The following is a 13,227-nucleotide window of genomic DNA, read 5'->3' as shown; positions in this document are numbered from 1 at the left end:
GTGTGTCAGCCAGGACATGTGTGACTGACACACCGCCATCGCGAGCAATCGAGCGTCGACCGGCTGCTCCTACAGGTTACTTGGATGAGTCAGCTCAGCTCACCGCACAGGTCCAGTTCGATAAGGCGACGCACCTCGGCCGTTTCCAACCCTGTCCCCAGCAAGCCATGCAACTTGCCGAACGCCGCTTCGCGGGTCATGCCGCCGCCCGACAGCACGCCAGCCCCGCGCAGCCGGCTGCCGGCTTCGTAGATGTCCAGCTCGACGCCGCCTTCATGGCACTGCGTCACCGCCACCACGACCACGCCGTTGTCGCGCGCCCGTGACAGCGCGGCGAGAAACGCCGGGTTGTCGCTCGGGCCGGTACCGCTGCCGTAGCATTCCAGGACCAGGCCCTGAATGCCGCTCTGCAGCACGCCGTCCAGTTGCTCGGCACCAATGCCCGGAAACAGCGGCAACACCGCGACCTTGGCCAGTTGCTTGGGCTGGTTGTAGTTCAACGCGGCAGGCAACGTCGGCGCTTTCACACCGCCACCCTGACGTTCCAGGCGTTTGAACGGGTGCCGGCCAAAACTGCGTACCTTGGCGCATCGCGTCGGGGCCAGCAGCTCGCCGTGGAAGTACAGGTGCACACCCGGCGCCAGGCCCTGGCCCAGTGCAACCAGCGCACCGCTGAGGTTTTCCCAGGCGTCGCTATCGGGCACGCCGGCCGGCAGCATCGAGCCGGTGAAGCACACCCGAGCCTGCAAGCCGAGCAATTGGAAACTCATGGCCGCTGCGCTGTAGGCCAGGGTGTCGGTGCCGTGCAGGATCAGCACGCTGTCGCAGCCTTGCACGTCCACGGCGTCGACCACCGCTTCGCGCAATTGCTGCCAGTAGGCTGGCGACATGTTGGCGCTGTCGATCAGCGGCGACATCTCGCGAAAGCGCCACTGCGGTACCGCAAGGTCTGGCTGGCTGTGCAGGTATTCGCGCATCCGCGCTTCAAAACCGGACGCCGGGGCCAGGCCGTTGGCGCTGGCCTGCATGCCGATGGTGCCACCGGTGTAGAGCACCATCACGTGCTGTGCGGCGGGGTAGGTCGAGGAATTCATGGGGCTGCTCCGAGAACAATGACGTCCTTGCTTTTTGTAGGAGCGAGCTTGCTCGCGAAGCAGTGTTTCAGTGACAGATAGTCTGACTGACACACCGCTATCGCGAGCAAGCTCGCTCCTACAGGTACAGGTGTTTCGAACTTTAACCGATCAGCGTTGCGCTGCGGGTACGCCTTGCGCTTCGGCTTGCGCCTTGGCAGCCGCCGGAGGGTTGGCCGGCCAGGCTTTCAAGTCCAGGTCCAGGTCCGGGAACTTGCTCGAATCGAACACCGGGGTCTTGATGCCGGCGGCGCGCTGATCGTCGTAGTCACGCAGGATGCGCATGCCGACCTTGAACAGCAGGAACAGCGCAATCAGATTCACGAACGCCAGCAGGGTCATGGTGATGTCGGCGAACGCGAACACCGTGCCGAGGTTTTCGATGGCGCCCCAGAAGATCAACGCCAGTACCAGTGCGCGGTAGCCGATCAGCGCCTTGCGGTTCTCACCGATCAAAAAGCGCAGGTTGCTCTCGCCCAGATAGTAGTTGTAGAGGATCGAGGTGAACACGAACAGCGCCAGGGCCACCGAGATGAACATCCGGCCCCAGTCGCCCACGACGGCAGCGAGGGAGTTCTGGGTCAGGGCAATGCCGTCGCCTTCGAAGCCCGGGGTGTAGAAACCCGAGAGCAGGATCAACAGCGCGGTGCAGGTGCAGATCACGAAGGTGTCGAGGAACACGCTGAACGCCTGGACCACACCCTGGGCCACCGGGTGTTCCACCGATGCCACGGCCGCCACGTTCGGTGCACTGCCAAGGCCGGCTTCGTTGGCGAACACGCCGCGTTTCACACCCATGACGATCGCGCTACCGATCAGGCCGCCGAAGGCCTGGTCGAGGCCGAAAGCGCTCTTGACGATGGTCATCAGCATGGCCGGCACGTGGTCGAATTGCAGCACGATCACGTAGATGGTCACGCCGATGTACACCAGGGTCTTGACCGGCACCAACAGGTCCGCAACCTTGGCGATGCGCTTGATCCCGCCGATGAACACCAGGCCCAGCAACACCGCCAGCGCCAGACCCGTCCAGGTGGTGTCGAAACCGAAGGCGTTATTCAGCGAGTGGGTCACGGCGTGGGATTGCAGGCCGTTGAAGGCGAACCCGAAGGTCACCAGCAGCAGGAACGCCATGATCGCGCCCAGCCAGCGTTTTTGCAGGCCGTGCTGAATGTAATACGACGGGCCGCCACGGAACTGGCCTTCGGAGTCGCTGCGTTTGTACAACTGGCCGAGGGAGCATTCGAAGAAGCTGCTGGACATGCCGACCAGCGCGGTCACCCACATCCAGAACACCGCACCCGGGCCACCCAGGGTCACGGCAATGCCGACACCGGCAATGTTGCCCGCGCCCACTCGGCCGGCGAGGCTGAGCATCAGGGCCTGGAACGAGCTGAGCTGGCCAGCGCTGCTTTTGAGGCTGTCGCGGAACACCGCGAACATGTGGAAGAAGTGACGCAATTGAACGAAACGCGAGCGGATCGTGAAGTAACCACCGAGCCCGACAATGAGCACGATCAGTACTTTCCCTGAGAGGAAGTCGTTAATGACTTCGAGCATGGAGTATTCCTCGCTGTTTTTTATGTGAGCAAATGCTGGTCGGGTAGAAACATCGTGTTACACCGGCTTTTGTGCGGCAGCGCCGGTGAGGCGAAAGTTCGTCCCGGTTCCAAATCGCGGGTTTGTTGTAAGTAAGGGGTTTCGCTTGGGTTGTGATCTCGCTACCGACGACCGCCCCCGCGAAGAGGGGCGGCACTATACCGATGCTTTCCTGTGGGAGCGAGCCTGCTCGCGATAGTTCATGTGACCGACACACCGAATCGCGAGCAAGCTCGCTCCTACAGGGTGGTGCATTTGCAGCAGATAAAAAAAGGGCCTGGAGAGTGACCTCCAGGCCCTCAAAAGGTGAGAGGTGTCTAGTCCCTCGACCTGGTGAGCGGTGCTACAAGTACGCGTCGACTCATGCCTTCAAAGGCACCAGACGCGGAGCAATCATGTTTTCCGGGCGCAGGATGTCGGCGAGCATGGCGTCGTCGAGCAAGCCTTCTTCGCGCACCAGTTCCAGTACGCCACGGCCGCTTTCAAGGGCGACACGGGCGATACGGGTGGCGTTTTCATAGCCGATGTACGGGTTCAGCGCGGTGACCAGGCCGATCGAGTGCTCGACCAGTTCGCGGCAGCGTGCTTCGTTGGCGGTAATGCCGGTGATGCAGTGCTCGCGCAGCATGTCCATGGCGCGTTGCAGCAGGCGGATCGAGTCGAGGATCTTGAAGGCGATCAGCGGCTCCATCACGTTCAGTTGCAGTTGGCCGCCTTCGGCTGCCATGGTCAGCGCCAGGTCGTTACCGATGACCTGGAAGGCCACCTGGTTCACGGCTTCCGGGATCACCGGGTTGACCTTGCCGGGCATGATCGAGCTGCCTGGCTGACGCGCTGGCAGGTTGATTTCGTTGATGCCGGTGCGTGGGCCGCTGGACAGCAGGCGCAGGTCGTTGCAAATCTTCGACAGCTTGACCGCGGTGCGCTTGAGCATGCCGGAGAACAGCACGAAGGCGCCCATGTCGGAAGTGGCTTCGATCAGGTCGGCTGCCGGTACCAGCGGGTGGCCGCTGATGGTGGCCAGGCGCTGAACGGCCAGGTTCTGGTAGCGCGGGTCAGCGTTGATGCCGGTACCGATGGCGGTGCCGCCCAGGTTCACTTCGGTCAGCAGTTCTGGCGCCAGTGTCTTGAGGCGTGCCAGGTCTTCGCCCAAGGTGGTGGCGAAGGCGCGGAATTCCTGGCCGAGGGTCATCGGCACGGCGTCTTGCAGCTGGGTACGACCCATCTTCAGGACGTGGCTGAACTCTTCACCCTTGGCGGCGAACGACTGGATCAGGCTGTCGAGGCTTGCCAGCAGGGTGTCGTGACCCAGCAGCAGACCCAGGCGGATCGCGGTCGGGTAGGCGTCGTTGGTCGACTGCGCCATGTTCACGTCGTTGTTCGGGTGCAGGTACTGGTATTCGCCCTTCTGGTGACCCATGGCCTCCAGCGCGATGTTGGCGATGACTTCGTTGGCATTCATGTTGGTCGAAGTGCCAGCGCCGCCTTGAATCATGTCCACCACGAACTCTTCGTGGAAATCACCGCGGATCAAACGTGCACAGGCTTCGCTGATGGCGGCGTGCTTGGCTTCGCTGAGGTGACCCAACTCGCGGTTGGCGTCAGCGGCGGCCTGTTTGACCATGGCCAGACCGACCACCAGTTTCGGGTAATGCGAAATCGGAACGCCGGAGAGACGGAAGTTGTTTACCGCTCGCAGGGTCTGGATGCCGTAATACGCTTGAGCTGGTACTTCGAGGGTGCCAAGCAGGTCTTTTTCTGTGCGGAATGATGCAGCGGAGGACATGATAGAAATCATCTCGATATGGACCCGGTCTGTGCCGGAACACTGCAAATGCTAGGCTTGTGGAGAATTTAGAGCCAATGCTGTTAAACACTGCCCTATGCATATTCGGCATAATATCAATGTGACGCCGTGTTCGCGGCAAGCGTGTGACCCAATTTGGTGCGTGTCCGGGAGGACGTGATGAACCTGGAAAGTAAATGGCTGGAAGACTTCAGTGCCCTGGCCGCCACCCGCAGCTTCTCCCAGGCGGCCGAGCGCCGCTTCGTGACCCAGCCAGCGTTCAGTCGCCGAATCCGCAGCCTTGAGGCGGCGTTGGGGTTGCAACTGGTCAACCGTTCACGCACGCCGATCGAATTGACGGCGGCGGGGCAATTGTTCCTGGTCACCGCGCGTACGGTGGTGGAGCAGCTCGGCGAAGTGCTGCGCCATCTGCATCACCTGGAAGGCGGGCAGGGCGAAGTCATGCAAGTCGCGGCTGCGCACTCGCTGGCGCTGGGGTTCTTTCCGCGCTGGATCGCGCAGTTGCGCAACGAAGGCCTGAACATCGCCACCCGATTGGTTGCCACCAACGTCGGTGACGCGGTGCATGCGCTGCGTGAGGGTGGTTGCGATTTGATGCTGGCGTTCTATGACCCGGATGCCGCCATGCAGATGGACGCGGAAATCTTCCCGTCGCTGCACCTGGGCCAGACCGAAATGCTGCCGGTGTGCGCAGCGGATGCCGAGGGCAAGCCGCTGTTCGATCTGGAGGGCGAGGGCAGCGTGCCGCTGCTGGCCTACAGCGCCGGTGCGTTTCTCGGGCGCTCGGTGAACCTGTTGCTGCGCCAGCGCGCCTTGCGGTTCACCACTGTCTACGAAACGGCCATGGCCGACAGCTTGAAAAGCATGGCGCTCGAAGGATTGGGAATCGCCTGGGTGCCCCAACTGAGTGTGCGGGCCGAGCTGGCGCGCGGTGAGCTGGTGGTCTGTGGCGGCTCGCAATGGCACGTGCCGCTGGAGATCCGCCTGTACCGTTGTGCGCTGGTCCGCAAGGCCAACGTGCGCCTGTTGTGGCGCAAACTCGAAGGTGGTGCGGCGAATCCCAATTAATCGTGTTGAAGGTTCAGCGTCACGGTTCTGCTGGCGTTGACGCTCAATCCTCAGTCCAGGGTCGCCAGGTAGTTTTTGATGGCCTCCCGGTTCTCTGGGCTGTATTTATAACAGTTGGTCCGCAGCAAGTGGGCGTTTGGCGCCATGTAAGTTTCACACCACCAGCCGTTGTAATTGACCTCGAAGTTCTGATGTTTGGCCCCCAGTAAGTGGCCGATTTCGTGGGCGGGATACAAATAGCTTTCTCCCGATGAAATCGCGAACTGACCGTTGCTTTGCGGCAAGTCTACCAACGCGGCACCGGAAGTATTTCCATTAATAGCGTCTTTTGTGAACAAGAGGACGAGGGATAATCTATTGATGATAAATCCTTCGTTCTTGTACGCAGCCAGATACTGTTCGGCCAGTTTTTTCCAGCGTTGCAGGATCTCCAGTGCGTTGTCGCCCTTGTATTCGAAGCGGCTGTAGGGGGCGCCTGCGCCATAAATGACATTGACCTTGCGATCAGTGAAGCTTTGTAGCTCGTCGGCCAGATGAGCGAAGTAGTTTACGTGCATATCCTGTTTGGCCGATGGCGGCACATCGTCATGGACGACGACAAATATATTGATAGGGCTTTTGTCTGTTTGAGTTGTATTCATTTTCAAAGACCGCATTAGTTGTTTTGTTTTTATTTGAAGCGGTTCCTAAATTAAGCGTGAAATTATCCTGTGGCGAGCACTTGTCTATTTCTCGCTATTGCCAAGTTAGTGTGTTGAATGTTGTGGCTTGTTTAGTTGGCCACTTCAAGTAAGCAGGCTATTCATCGTTAGTGTATTTTGCTCAATGATCTGCTGACTTTCGAGTCAATAATTTCGTTCGTTTCGACAAATGACGGATGGTCGAAACGGGGGCTGTTTATCTGCGTTATTGCGGTATACTGCGCGGCCTTCGGCCGGCTTGTCCGGCCATTTTTCGTACAATTCAAGCCACGCATTTTGCGTGGCTTGTTGTTTTTGATGCGCCTGCGGGCGCCCAGAGAGAAGAGGCACGACGATGAGTGCATTGGTTGGCGTGATCATGGGCTCCAAGTCCGATTGGTCCACCCTTAGCCACACCGCCGATATGCTGGAAAAGCTCGGCATCCCCTACGAGGTGAAGGTGGTTTCCGCTCACCGCACCCCGGACCTGCTGTTCCAGTACGCCGAAGAGGCCGAAGCGCGTGGCATCGAGGTGATCATCGCCGGTGCCGGTGGCGCAGCTCACCTGCCAGGCATGTGTGCGGCCAAGACCCACCTGCCGGTGCTGGGCGTGCCGGTGCAGTCGGCCATGCTCTCGGGCGTCGACTCGCTGCTGTCCATCGTGCAGATGCCAGCGGGCATCCCGGTCGCCACCCTGGCCATCGGCAAGGCCGGTGCGATCAACGCCGCGCTGCTGTCGGCGAGCATCCTGGGCGCCAAGCACCCGCAGTTCCACAAGGTGTTGAAAACCTTCCGTGCCGAACAGACAGACAGCGTGCTGGAAAATCCAGACCCACGTATCGCCTGAGGTTGTTGACGATGAAGATCGGTGTAATCGGTGGCGGCCAACTGGGTCGCATGTTGGCACTGGCGGGCACTCCGCTGGGCATGAACTTCGCTTTCCTGGACCCCGCGCCGGATGCCTGTGCAGCCGCGTTGGGTGAACACCTGCGGGCCGATTACGGCGATCAGGATCACCTGCGCCAGCTCGCCGATGAAGTCGATCTGGTGACCTTCGAATTCGAAAGCGTCCCGGCTGAAACCGTGGCGTTCCTGTCGCAATTCGTCCCGGTCTACCCGAGCGTCGAAGCCCTGCGCATCGCCCGTGACCGCTGGTTCGAAAAGAGCATGTTCAAGGACCTGGGGATCCCGACCCCGGCGTTCGCCGACATCCAGTCGCAAGCCGACCTGGACGCCGCCGTAGCCGCCATCGGCCTGCCGGCCGTGCTGAAGACCCGCACCCTGGGTTACGACGGCAAGGGCCAGAAAGTCCTGCGCACGCCAGAAGACGTGGTCGGCACCTTCGCCGAACTGGGCAGCGTTGCCTGCCTGCTGGAAGGCTTCGTGCCGTTCACTGGCGAAGTTTCGCTGATCGCCGTGCGTGCTCGCGATGGCGAGACGAAGTTCTACCCGCTGGTGCACAACACCCACGACAGCGGCATTCTCAAGCTGTCGGTCGCCAGCACCGCTCACCCGTTGCAGGCCCTGGCCGAAGACTATTCCAGCCGTGTGCTCAAGCAGCTGGATTACGTCGGCGTGATGGCATTCGAGTTCTTCGAAGTTGACGGTGGCCTCAAGGCCAACGAGATCGCCCCGCGGGTGCACAACTCCGGGCACTGGACTACCGAAGGCGCCGAATGCAGCCAGTTCGAAAACCATCTGCGCGCCGTGGCTGGCCTGCCGCTGGGCTCGACGGCCAAGGTCGGCGAGAGCGCCATGCTCAACTTCATCGGCAAAGTGCCGGAGACGGAAAAAGTCCTGGCCATCGCAGATTGCCACCTGCACCACTACGGCAAGGCGTTCAAGGCCGGGCGCAAGGTTGGTCACGCCAACCTGCGTTGCGCCGACCGCGAAACGCTGGCCGCGCAGATCCTCAAGGTCGAAGCGCTGATCGCCGAGTAATACCAGTTTCGCATGGCAGCGGCGGAACCATTAAGGGGCCGCCGTTCTCTCATGGCAGGAAGCCAAAGTCTGACTAGGCTTCTATCTACCAAACAAGAGGGAAGTGCCATGGGAATTATCGGAACCATCTTTATCGGCTTGATCGTCGGCCTGCTGGCTCGGTTCCTGAAACCGGGCGATGACAGCATGGGCTGGATCATGACCATCCTGCTCGGTATTGGCGGTTCGTTGGCAGCCACCTATGGCGGCCAGGCCCTGGGCATCTACCAGGCAGGTCAGGGGGCCGGGTTCATCGGCGCGCTGATCGGTGCCATCGTTTTGCTGGTGATCTACGGCCTGATCAAAAAGAACTGATTCGCACGACAAAGCCCTCTCTGACAAATGCGCGGGGAGGGCTAGAATGCTCGGCGTTGTACCGTCCTCCCTTTTGCCGAGCACTTTCATGCGCCGTCTTTTGTTGACCCTTGTTCTACTGGGATCGGGCCTTGCCCACGCCGGCGAGCTGCCGGAAACCGACTGGCTCGAACTGATGCCCAAGTCGGACCAGAAAGCCCTCGAGGCCATGCCCGAAATTGATCACAACTCCCCCGAAGCCAATGGCACCTTCGACCAGAAAGGTGGCATGAAACAGGCCAAGGGCCTGCCGGCGGTGATGTATTCGACCAAAACCGTGCCGTCGATGAACGACAAGCACATCCGCATCGGTGGGTATCCGGTGCCGCTGGAGTCCGACGCCAAGGGCCGCAGCACGCTGTTCTTCCTCGTGCCCTATCCGGGCGCCTGCATCCACGTACCGCCACCGCCGCCCAACCAGTTGGTGCTGGTGCGTTATCCGCAGGGCCTGAAGCTCAATGACATCTACACGCCGCTCTGGGTGACAGGGACCTTGAAGATCGAGAGGGTCAACAACGACCTGGCCGACGCGGCCTATGCGCTGGATGCGGCGAAGGTGCGGGTGGTGAAGGAGTCGGATCTGTAGGCGCGTAGCGCGATTAGCCAAAAACAACTGTGGGAGCGAGCCTGCTCGCGATAGCGGTGTGTCAGTCGCCTCGAGTATGACTGACACACCGCTATCGCGAGCAGGCTCGCTCCCACAGTTACCAACAAGGCGGTGTCAGAGGGGCTTGCTACCGAGACTCACACCCAACGTATGGCTCGCCCCGGGCTTTAGCGTCACCACGTCATCCATCACATTCGCCGTCTCGATGCACAGCATGCGCTGCCAGCCATCGTCCGCCATGTCGCTGAACGCCGCCGCGCGATCCACCCAGGGGTTCCAGATCACCGCCGAGCGCGATCCGCTGCTGGTCAGTTCGATGCGCCGCTCCCAGGCCGGGTCGACAATGCCCAGCTTCGCCGGGGTGTTCAGGTAAATCCGGTCCGTTTCACCGGTAAACCGCAGGTCACCCACCTGGGGCTTGGTTTTCCAGTCTTCCAGGGTCTCGATGTAATTCAGGCCATCGACCCCTTCGACGTGCACGTTGCGCACATCACTGACCGCAAAATAGGTGTGCAGCGCCTGGCTGAGGGTGACCGTGTCGGTGCCCTGGTTATGGCTGATCAGACTGATGTGCAGTTGCTCATCCAGGCGAATGCTCAGTTTCAGGTCCACCTGATGTGGCCAACCGGGAAAACCGCCTTCGGGGTAAGGCAGGACGAACTCCACCTTCACGCTGTCGCCTTCGGCCTCGATGCCCGCCAGTTCCCAGTCCATCGCCCGGACAAAGCCATGGGCGGTGGCAGGCTCGGTGCTGGTGCGCATCGCCTGGACACTCTGCGGGTTGCGCGCCAGGTTGCCGAACCACGGCCAGCACACCGGCACGCCGGCACGGATGTTGGTACCGGTCTTGAACACGGCTTCGTCGTTGAGCCAGATCAGCGGTGGCTGCCCAGCCAACTGATAACTGAGGATGTGCGCGCCCTGCTGGGCGACCAGCAATTCGGCCTGACCGTGGCGCACGCGCCAGCAGTTCAGTTCATTCAGCTTCACGGCTTCAACGTTGGGCGTGCTCATGGGGCCACTCTCTATCGGGAACAGGACTGCAATGGACCGCAAAACGCTGGATGTGTTTAACGCGCCCGTGGCGGAACCGAGCGGGTGCGGCCGCTGCCGTCGATAGCAACGAACACGAACACCGCTTCCGTCACTTTACGCCATTCGCTCGACAGCGGATCGTCGCTCCACACCTCGACCATCATCTGGATCGAACTGCGGCCGATTTCCAGCGCCTGGGTGTAAAAGGACAACTGGGCGCCGACGGCGACCGGCACCAGGAAGGCCATGCGGTCGATGGCAACAGTGGCCACGCGTCCGCCAGCGACCTTGCTGGCCATTGCCGTGCCGGCCAGGTCCATCTGCGCGACCAGCCAGCCGCCGAAAATATCGCCAAAACCGTTGGTTTCACGCGGGAGCGCGGTGATTTGCAAGGCCAGGTCGCCCTGGGGGATTGGATCTTCTTGTTCGAGCTCTATCATGCCGGGGGTGCCTCTGACCCGTAACTCTTATCTGTACGTCAAGGTGAATAGCCGTCTGAAGAAAAACGATTCAGCCCCGAACATACTCTGTTCGTCACGTTTTTCGTAAGGCGCCTGAAGGGAAACTCTGCGAAACCGCCTGAATCCCGGCAGGCGTTTTCGCACAGCAACCCTTAAAACCGTCGCAAGACCCCGAGTATATCGGTCGATAGACGCTACGACGACCGTCCGGTTCTCATTTTGACCGTCAATTACGCACCTCTATGTGCTTTTTCGAACAATTTGCTATCGTGCCGGACCTGCCCAAGCCTCTGCCAGCGTTGTCGGGGTTGCAGATTCGACCATAAGAGAAGCCTTGCCATGACCACAGCGCCTTCGAGCATCGCGCAGCCGACCCAACCCGCACGACCGTTGACCCGCAATGACTACAAGACTCTGTCGCTGTCCGCCCTGGGCGGTGCGCTGGAGTTCTACGATTTCATCATTTTCGTGTTCTTCGCCACCGTGGTGGGCAAGCTGTTCTTCCCGGCCGACATGCCCGAGTGGCTGCGGCTGATGCAGACCTTCGGCATCTTCGCTGCCGGCTACCTGGCGCGGCCGCTGGGCGGCATCATCATGGCGCACTTCGGCGACCTGCTGGGGCGCAAGAAAATGTTCACCCTGAGCATTTTCATGATGGCGGTGCCGACCCTGATCATGGGCCTGCTGCCCACCTACGCTCAAATCGGCATGTGGGCGCCGATCCTGCTGCTGTTGATGCGTGTCATCCAGGGCGCGGCGATTGGCGGTGAAGTGCCGGGGGCGTGGGTCTTCGTTTCCGAACACGTACCGCAGCGGCACATTGGCTATGCCTGCGGCACCCTGACCAGCGGTCTGACGGCGGGCATTCTGCTGGGTTCGCTGGTGGCCACGGCCATCAACAGCATTTACACCCCGGTGGAAGTGTCGGATTACGCCTGGCGGATTCCGTTCCTGCTGGGCGGCGTGTTCGGCCTGTTCTCGGTGTACCTGCGCCGCTGGCTGCACGAAACCCCGGTATTCGCCGAACTGCAACAGCGCAAGGCCCTGGCCGAAGAAGTGCCGCTGCGCGCGGTACTGCGTGACCATCGCGGGGCGATCGTCATCTCCATGCTGCTGACCTGGCTGCTGTCGGCCGGCATCGTGGTGCTGATCCTGATGACGCCGACCGTCTTGCAGACCGTCTACCACTTCTCACCGACCACGGCCCTGCAATCCAACAGCGTGGCCATCGTCATGCTGAGCTTTGGCTGCATCCTGTCCGGTGCCCTGGCTGACCGCTTCGGTGCCGGCCGCGTATTCGTGTTCGGCTGCACCGCCTTGCTGGCCAGCTCCTGGACCTTCTACCACAGCCTGGCCGAGCATCCGGACTGGCTGTTCCCGATGTACGCCCTGACCGGCCTGCTGGTCGGCACCATCGGCGCGGTCCCCTACGTGATGGTCAAGGCGTTCCCACCGGTAGTCCGCTTCAGCGGCCTGTCCTTCTCCTACAACGTCGCCTACGCCATTTTCGGCGGCCTGACGCCAATGGTCGTCAGCCTGCTGCTCAAGGAAAGTCCAATGGGGCCGGCGTACTACGTGGCCGTGCTGTGCGGTGTGGGGATTTTGCTGGGTGCTTACCTTTGGAAGAAGGGGCGCTGAGTCCGGGCGCTTTATCGCCTGTGTCGTCAACATCGTTACTGGCCCCACACGCGGATTCATATTGGATCTGTCTGTGGGGCTTCCTACAAGCTCTTCAATTTGGGCTGTTCCTCAGTAAGTCATCAGCACCATTTCTGCGAACGCCTTTTTGCTTTTTTGACGAGCATCGTGCTGCTGATGCTTGCGCCATGCTGACTCAAGCATAGGTCCATCGAAGGATTGATCGGTTGCGATAAAGATGGCTGCATCGTCCTTAACCGCCTGAGTGTAATGTTTAGACGGGCTATCTGTGGAAGCATCCGATGTTGCGTTGAACGACGCGGCAGTTGCGAAGAGAAGCGTCAATCCGGTCGAGGCTGTACTCTCAAACGGATTGGTAGGAAAGCTACATGTGGTGTTGCACATCTCGGCCCGTGCAGGTGCGCTTGCTATCAGCGAGTACAAGACGACCCAATAACATCCCGCTGTCGCAGCGAATTTTAGATATCGTAGATTATTCACGATCTGGTTTAACTCCCTATCTACTGTGCACGGCTATTTGGTTAATGATGGTTTCACGAGTTTTATTTGCACTCTTCCGTACTGGACTGCTTTGAATGTCGGTCGCCGACGGTGAGTTATGTACTGGGTAGTGTGTGCCGTTACATATCAACGCGGTGTGATATCTCATGACTAGCCATACTGAATCGGACTCGTCCTACGAGTGCTTCGGAAAAACGGATGGGAATCGGAGAGATTTTTTCGCGATGGGTGAGTAAGGCTAATGACTCAGAAAAATGGACGCTCCAATCAAAGAGTGGGCGCCCACCTTCCAGACGTCCGGGCTTGCGGAGTAGAGCGTCGCAATAGGTTTTCTGGTTTCTTC

At 60.4% G+C, this 13,227-nt stretch carries 13 protein-coding genes; 6 read left to right on the top strand and 7 right to left on the bottom strand.

Going from position 1 to position 13,227, the window contains the following annotated elements; translation table 11 throughout:
* Positions 1-89 precede the first annotated feature (89 nt).
* From ABVN20_RS13550 to aspA, 3 genes are all read right to left on the bottom strand, one after another.
* A complete protein-coding gene (locus ABVN20_RS13550) occupies positions 90-1,094 on the bottom strand; it encodes an asparaginase (protein ID WP_368556206.1) in 1,005 nt (334 codons plus the stop codon).
* Positions 1,095-1,244: 150 nt separating this feature from the next.
* A complete protein-coding gene (locus ABVN20_RS13545) occupies positions 1,245-2,693 on the bottom strand; it encodes an alanine/glycine:cation symporter family protein (protein ID WP_368556205.1) in 1,449 nt (482 codons plus the stop codon).
* Between the two features lie 400 nt (positions 2,694-3,093).
* Positions 3,094-4,518, bottom strand: coding sequence for an aspartate ammonia-lyase (gene aspA / locus ABVN20_RS13540; protein WP_368556204.1), 1,425 nt, complete (start codon positions 4,516-4,518; stop codon positions 3,094-3,096).
* A gap of 180 nt (positions 4,519-4,698) precedes the next feature.
* On the opposite strand from aspA, the gene ABVN20_RS13535 reads away from it, so the two are divergent.
* Positions 4,699-5,607, top strand: a complete 909-nt coding sequence (locus ABVN20_RS13535) for a LysR substrate-binding domain-containing protein (RefSeq protein ID WP_368556202.1) — start codon at positions 4,699-4,701, stop codon at positions 5,605-5,607.
* A 50-nt stretch (positions 5,608-5,657) separates the two neighbouring features.
* Here ABVN20_RS13535 and ABVN20_RS13530 read toward each other — a convergent pair whose 3' ends face one another.
* Positions 5,658-6,248 carry a hypothetical protein gene (locus ABVN20_RS13530; RefSeq protein WP_368556201.1) on the bottom strand — a complete coding sequence of 197 codons (591 nt, stop codon included), beginning with the start codon at positions 6,246-6,248 and terminating at the stop codon, positions 5,658-5,660.
* Positions 6,249-6,642: 394 nt separating this feature from the next.
* On the opposite strand from ABVN20_RS13530, the gene purE reads away from it, so the two are divergent.
* From purE to ABVN20_RS13510, 4 genes are all read left to right on the top strand, one after another.
* On the top strand, positions 6,643-7,134 hold the full coding sequence (purE, locus tag ABVN20_RS13525; protein WP_095194600.1) for a 5-(carboxyamino)imidazole ribonucleotide mutase: 492 nt from the start codon (positions 6,643-6,645) through the stop codon (positions 7,132-7,134).
* Positions 7,135-7,145: 11 nt separating this feature from the next.
* Positions 7,146-8,228, top strand: coding sequence for a 5-(carboxyamino)imidazole ribonucleotide synthase (locus ABVN20_RS13520; RefSeq protein WP_368556200.1), 1,083 nt, complete (start codon positions 7,146-7,148; stop codon positions 8,226-8,228).
* Positions 8,229-8,336: 108 nt separating this feature from the next.
* On the top strand, positions 8,337-8,582 hold the full coding sequence (locus ABVN20_RS13515; protein WP_368556199.1) for a GlsB/YeaQ/YmgE family stress response membrane protein: 246 nt from the start codon (positions 8,337-8,339) through the stop codon (positions 8,580-8,582).
* Positions 8,583-8,670: 88 nt separating this feature from the next.
* On the top strand, positions 8,671-9,207 hold the full coding sequence (locus ABVN20_RS13510) for a DUF3299 domain-containing protein (RefSeq protein ID WP_368556198.1): 537 nt from the start codon (positions 8,671-8,673) through the stop codon (positions 9,205-9,207).
* 135 nt (positions 9,208-9,342) lie between these two features.
* Here ABVN20_RS13510 and ABVN20_RS13505 read toward each other — a convergent pair whose 3' ends face one another.
* Positions 9,343-10,242 carry a D-hexose-6-phosphate mutarotase gene (locus ABVN20_RS13505; protein ID WP_368556197.1) on the bottom strand — a complete coding sequence of 300 codons (900 nt, stop codon included), beginning with the start codon at positions 10,240-10,242 and terminating at the stop codon, positions 9,343-9,345.
* Positions 10,243-10,298: 56 nt separating this feature from the next.
* The gene (locus tag ABVN20_RS13500) at positions 10,299-10,703 is read right to left on the bottom strand and encodes an acyl-CoA thioesterase (protein WP_007896491.1); all 405 of its coding nucleotides are present in this window, start codon (positions 10,701-10,703) and stop codon (positions 10,299-10,301) included.
* A gap of 360 nt (positions 10,704-11,063) precedes the next feature.
* Here ABVN20_RS13500 and ABVN20_RS13495 point away from each other — a divergent pair, with 360 nt between their 5' ends.
* Positions 11,064-12,362 carry an MFS transporter gene (locus ABVN20_RS13495; protein WP_368556195.1) on the top strand — a complete coding sequence of 433 codons (1,299 nt, stop codon included), beginning with the start codon at positions 11,064-11,066 and terminating at the stop codon, positions 12,360-12,362.
* Positions 12,363-12,473: 111 nt separating this feature from the next.
* Here the strand turns inward: ABVN20_RS13495 and ABVN20_RS13490 are convergent, their stop codons facing one another.
* Positions 12,474-12,863 carry a DUF2388 domain-containing protein gene (locus ABVN20_RS13490; protein WP_368556193.1) on the bottom strand — a complete coding sequence of 130 codons (390 nt, stop codon included), beginning with the start codon at positions 12,861-12,863 and terminating at the stop codon, positions 12,474-12,476.
* Between the last annotated feature and the right edge of the window lie 364 nt (positions 12,864-13,227).

The sequence above is a fragment of the Pseudomonas sp. MYb118 genome, from assembly GCF_040947875.1.
GTDB lineage: Bacteria > Pseudomonadota > Gammaproteobacteria > Pseudomonadales > Pseudomonadaceae > Aquipseudomonas.
The sequence above is the reverse complement of the archived record's forward strand: the minus strand, read 5'-3'. Positions and strand labels throughout refer to the sequence as shown.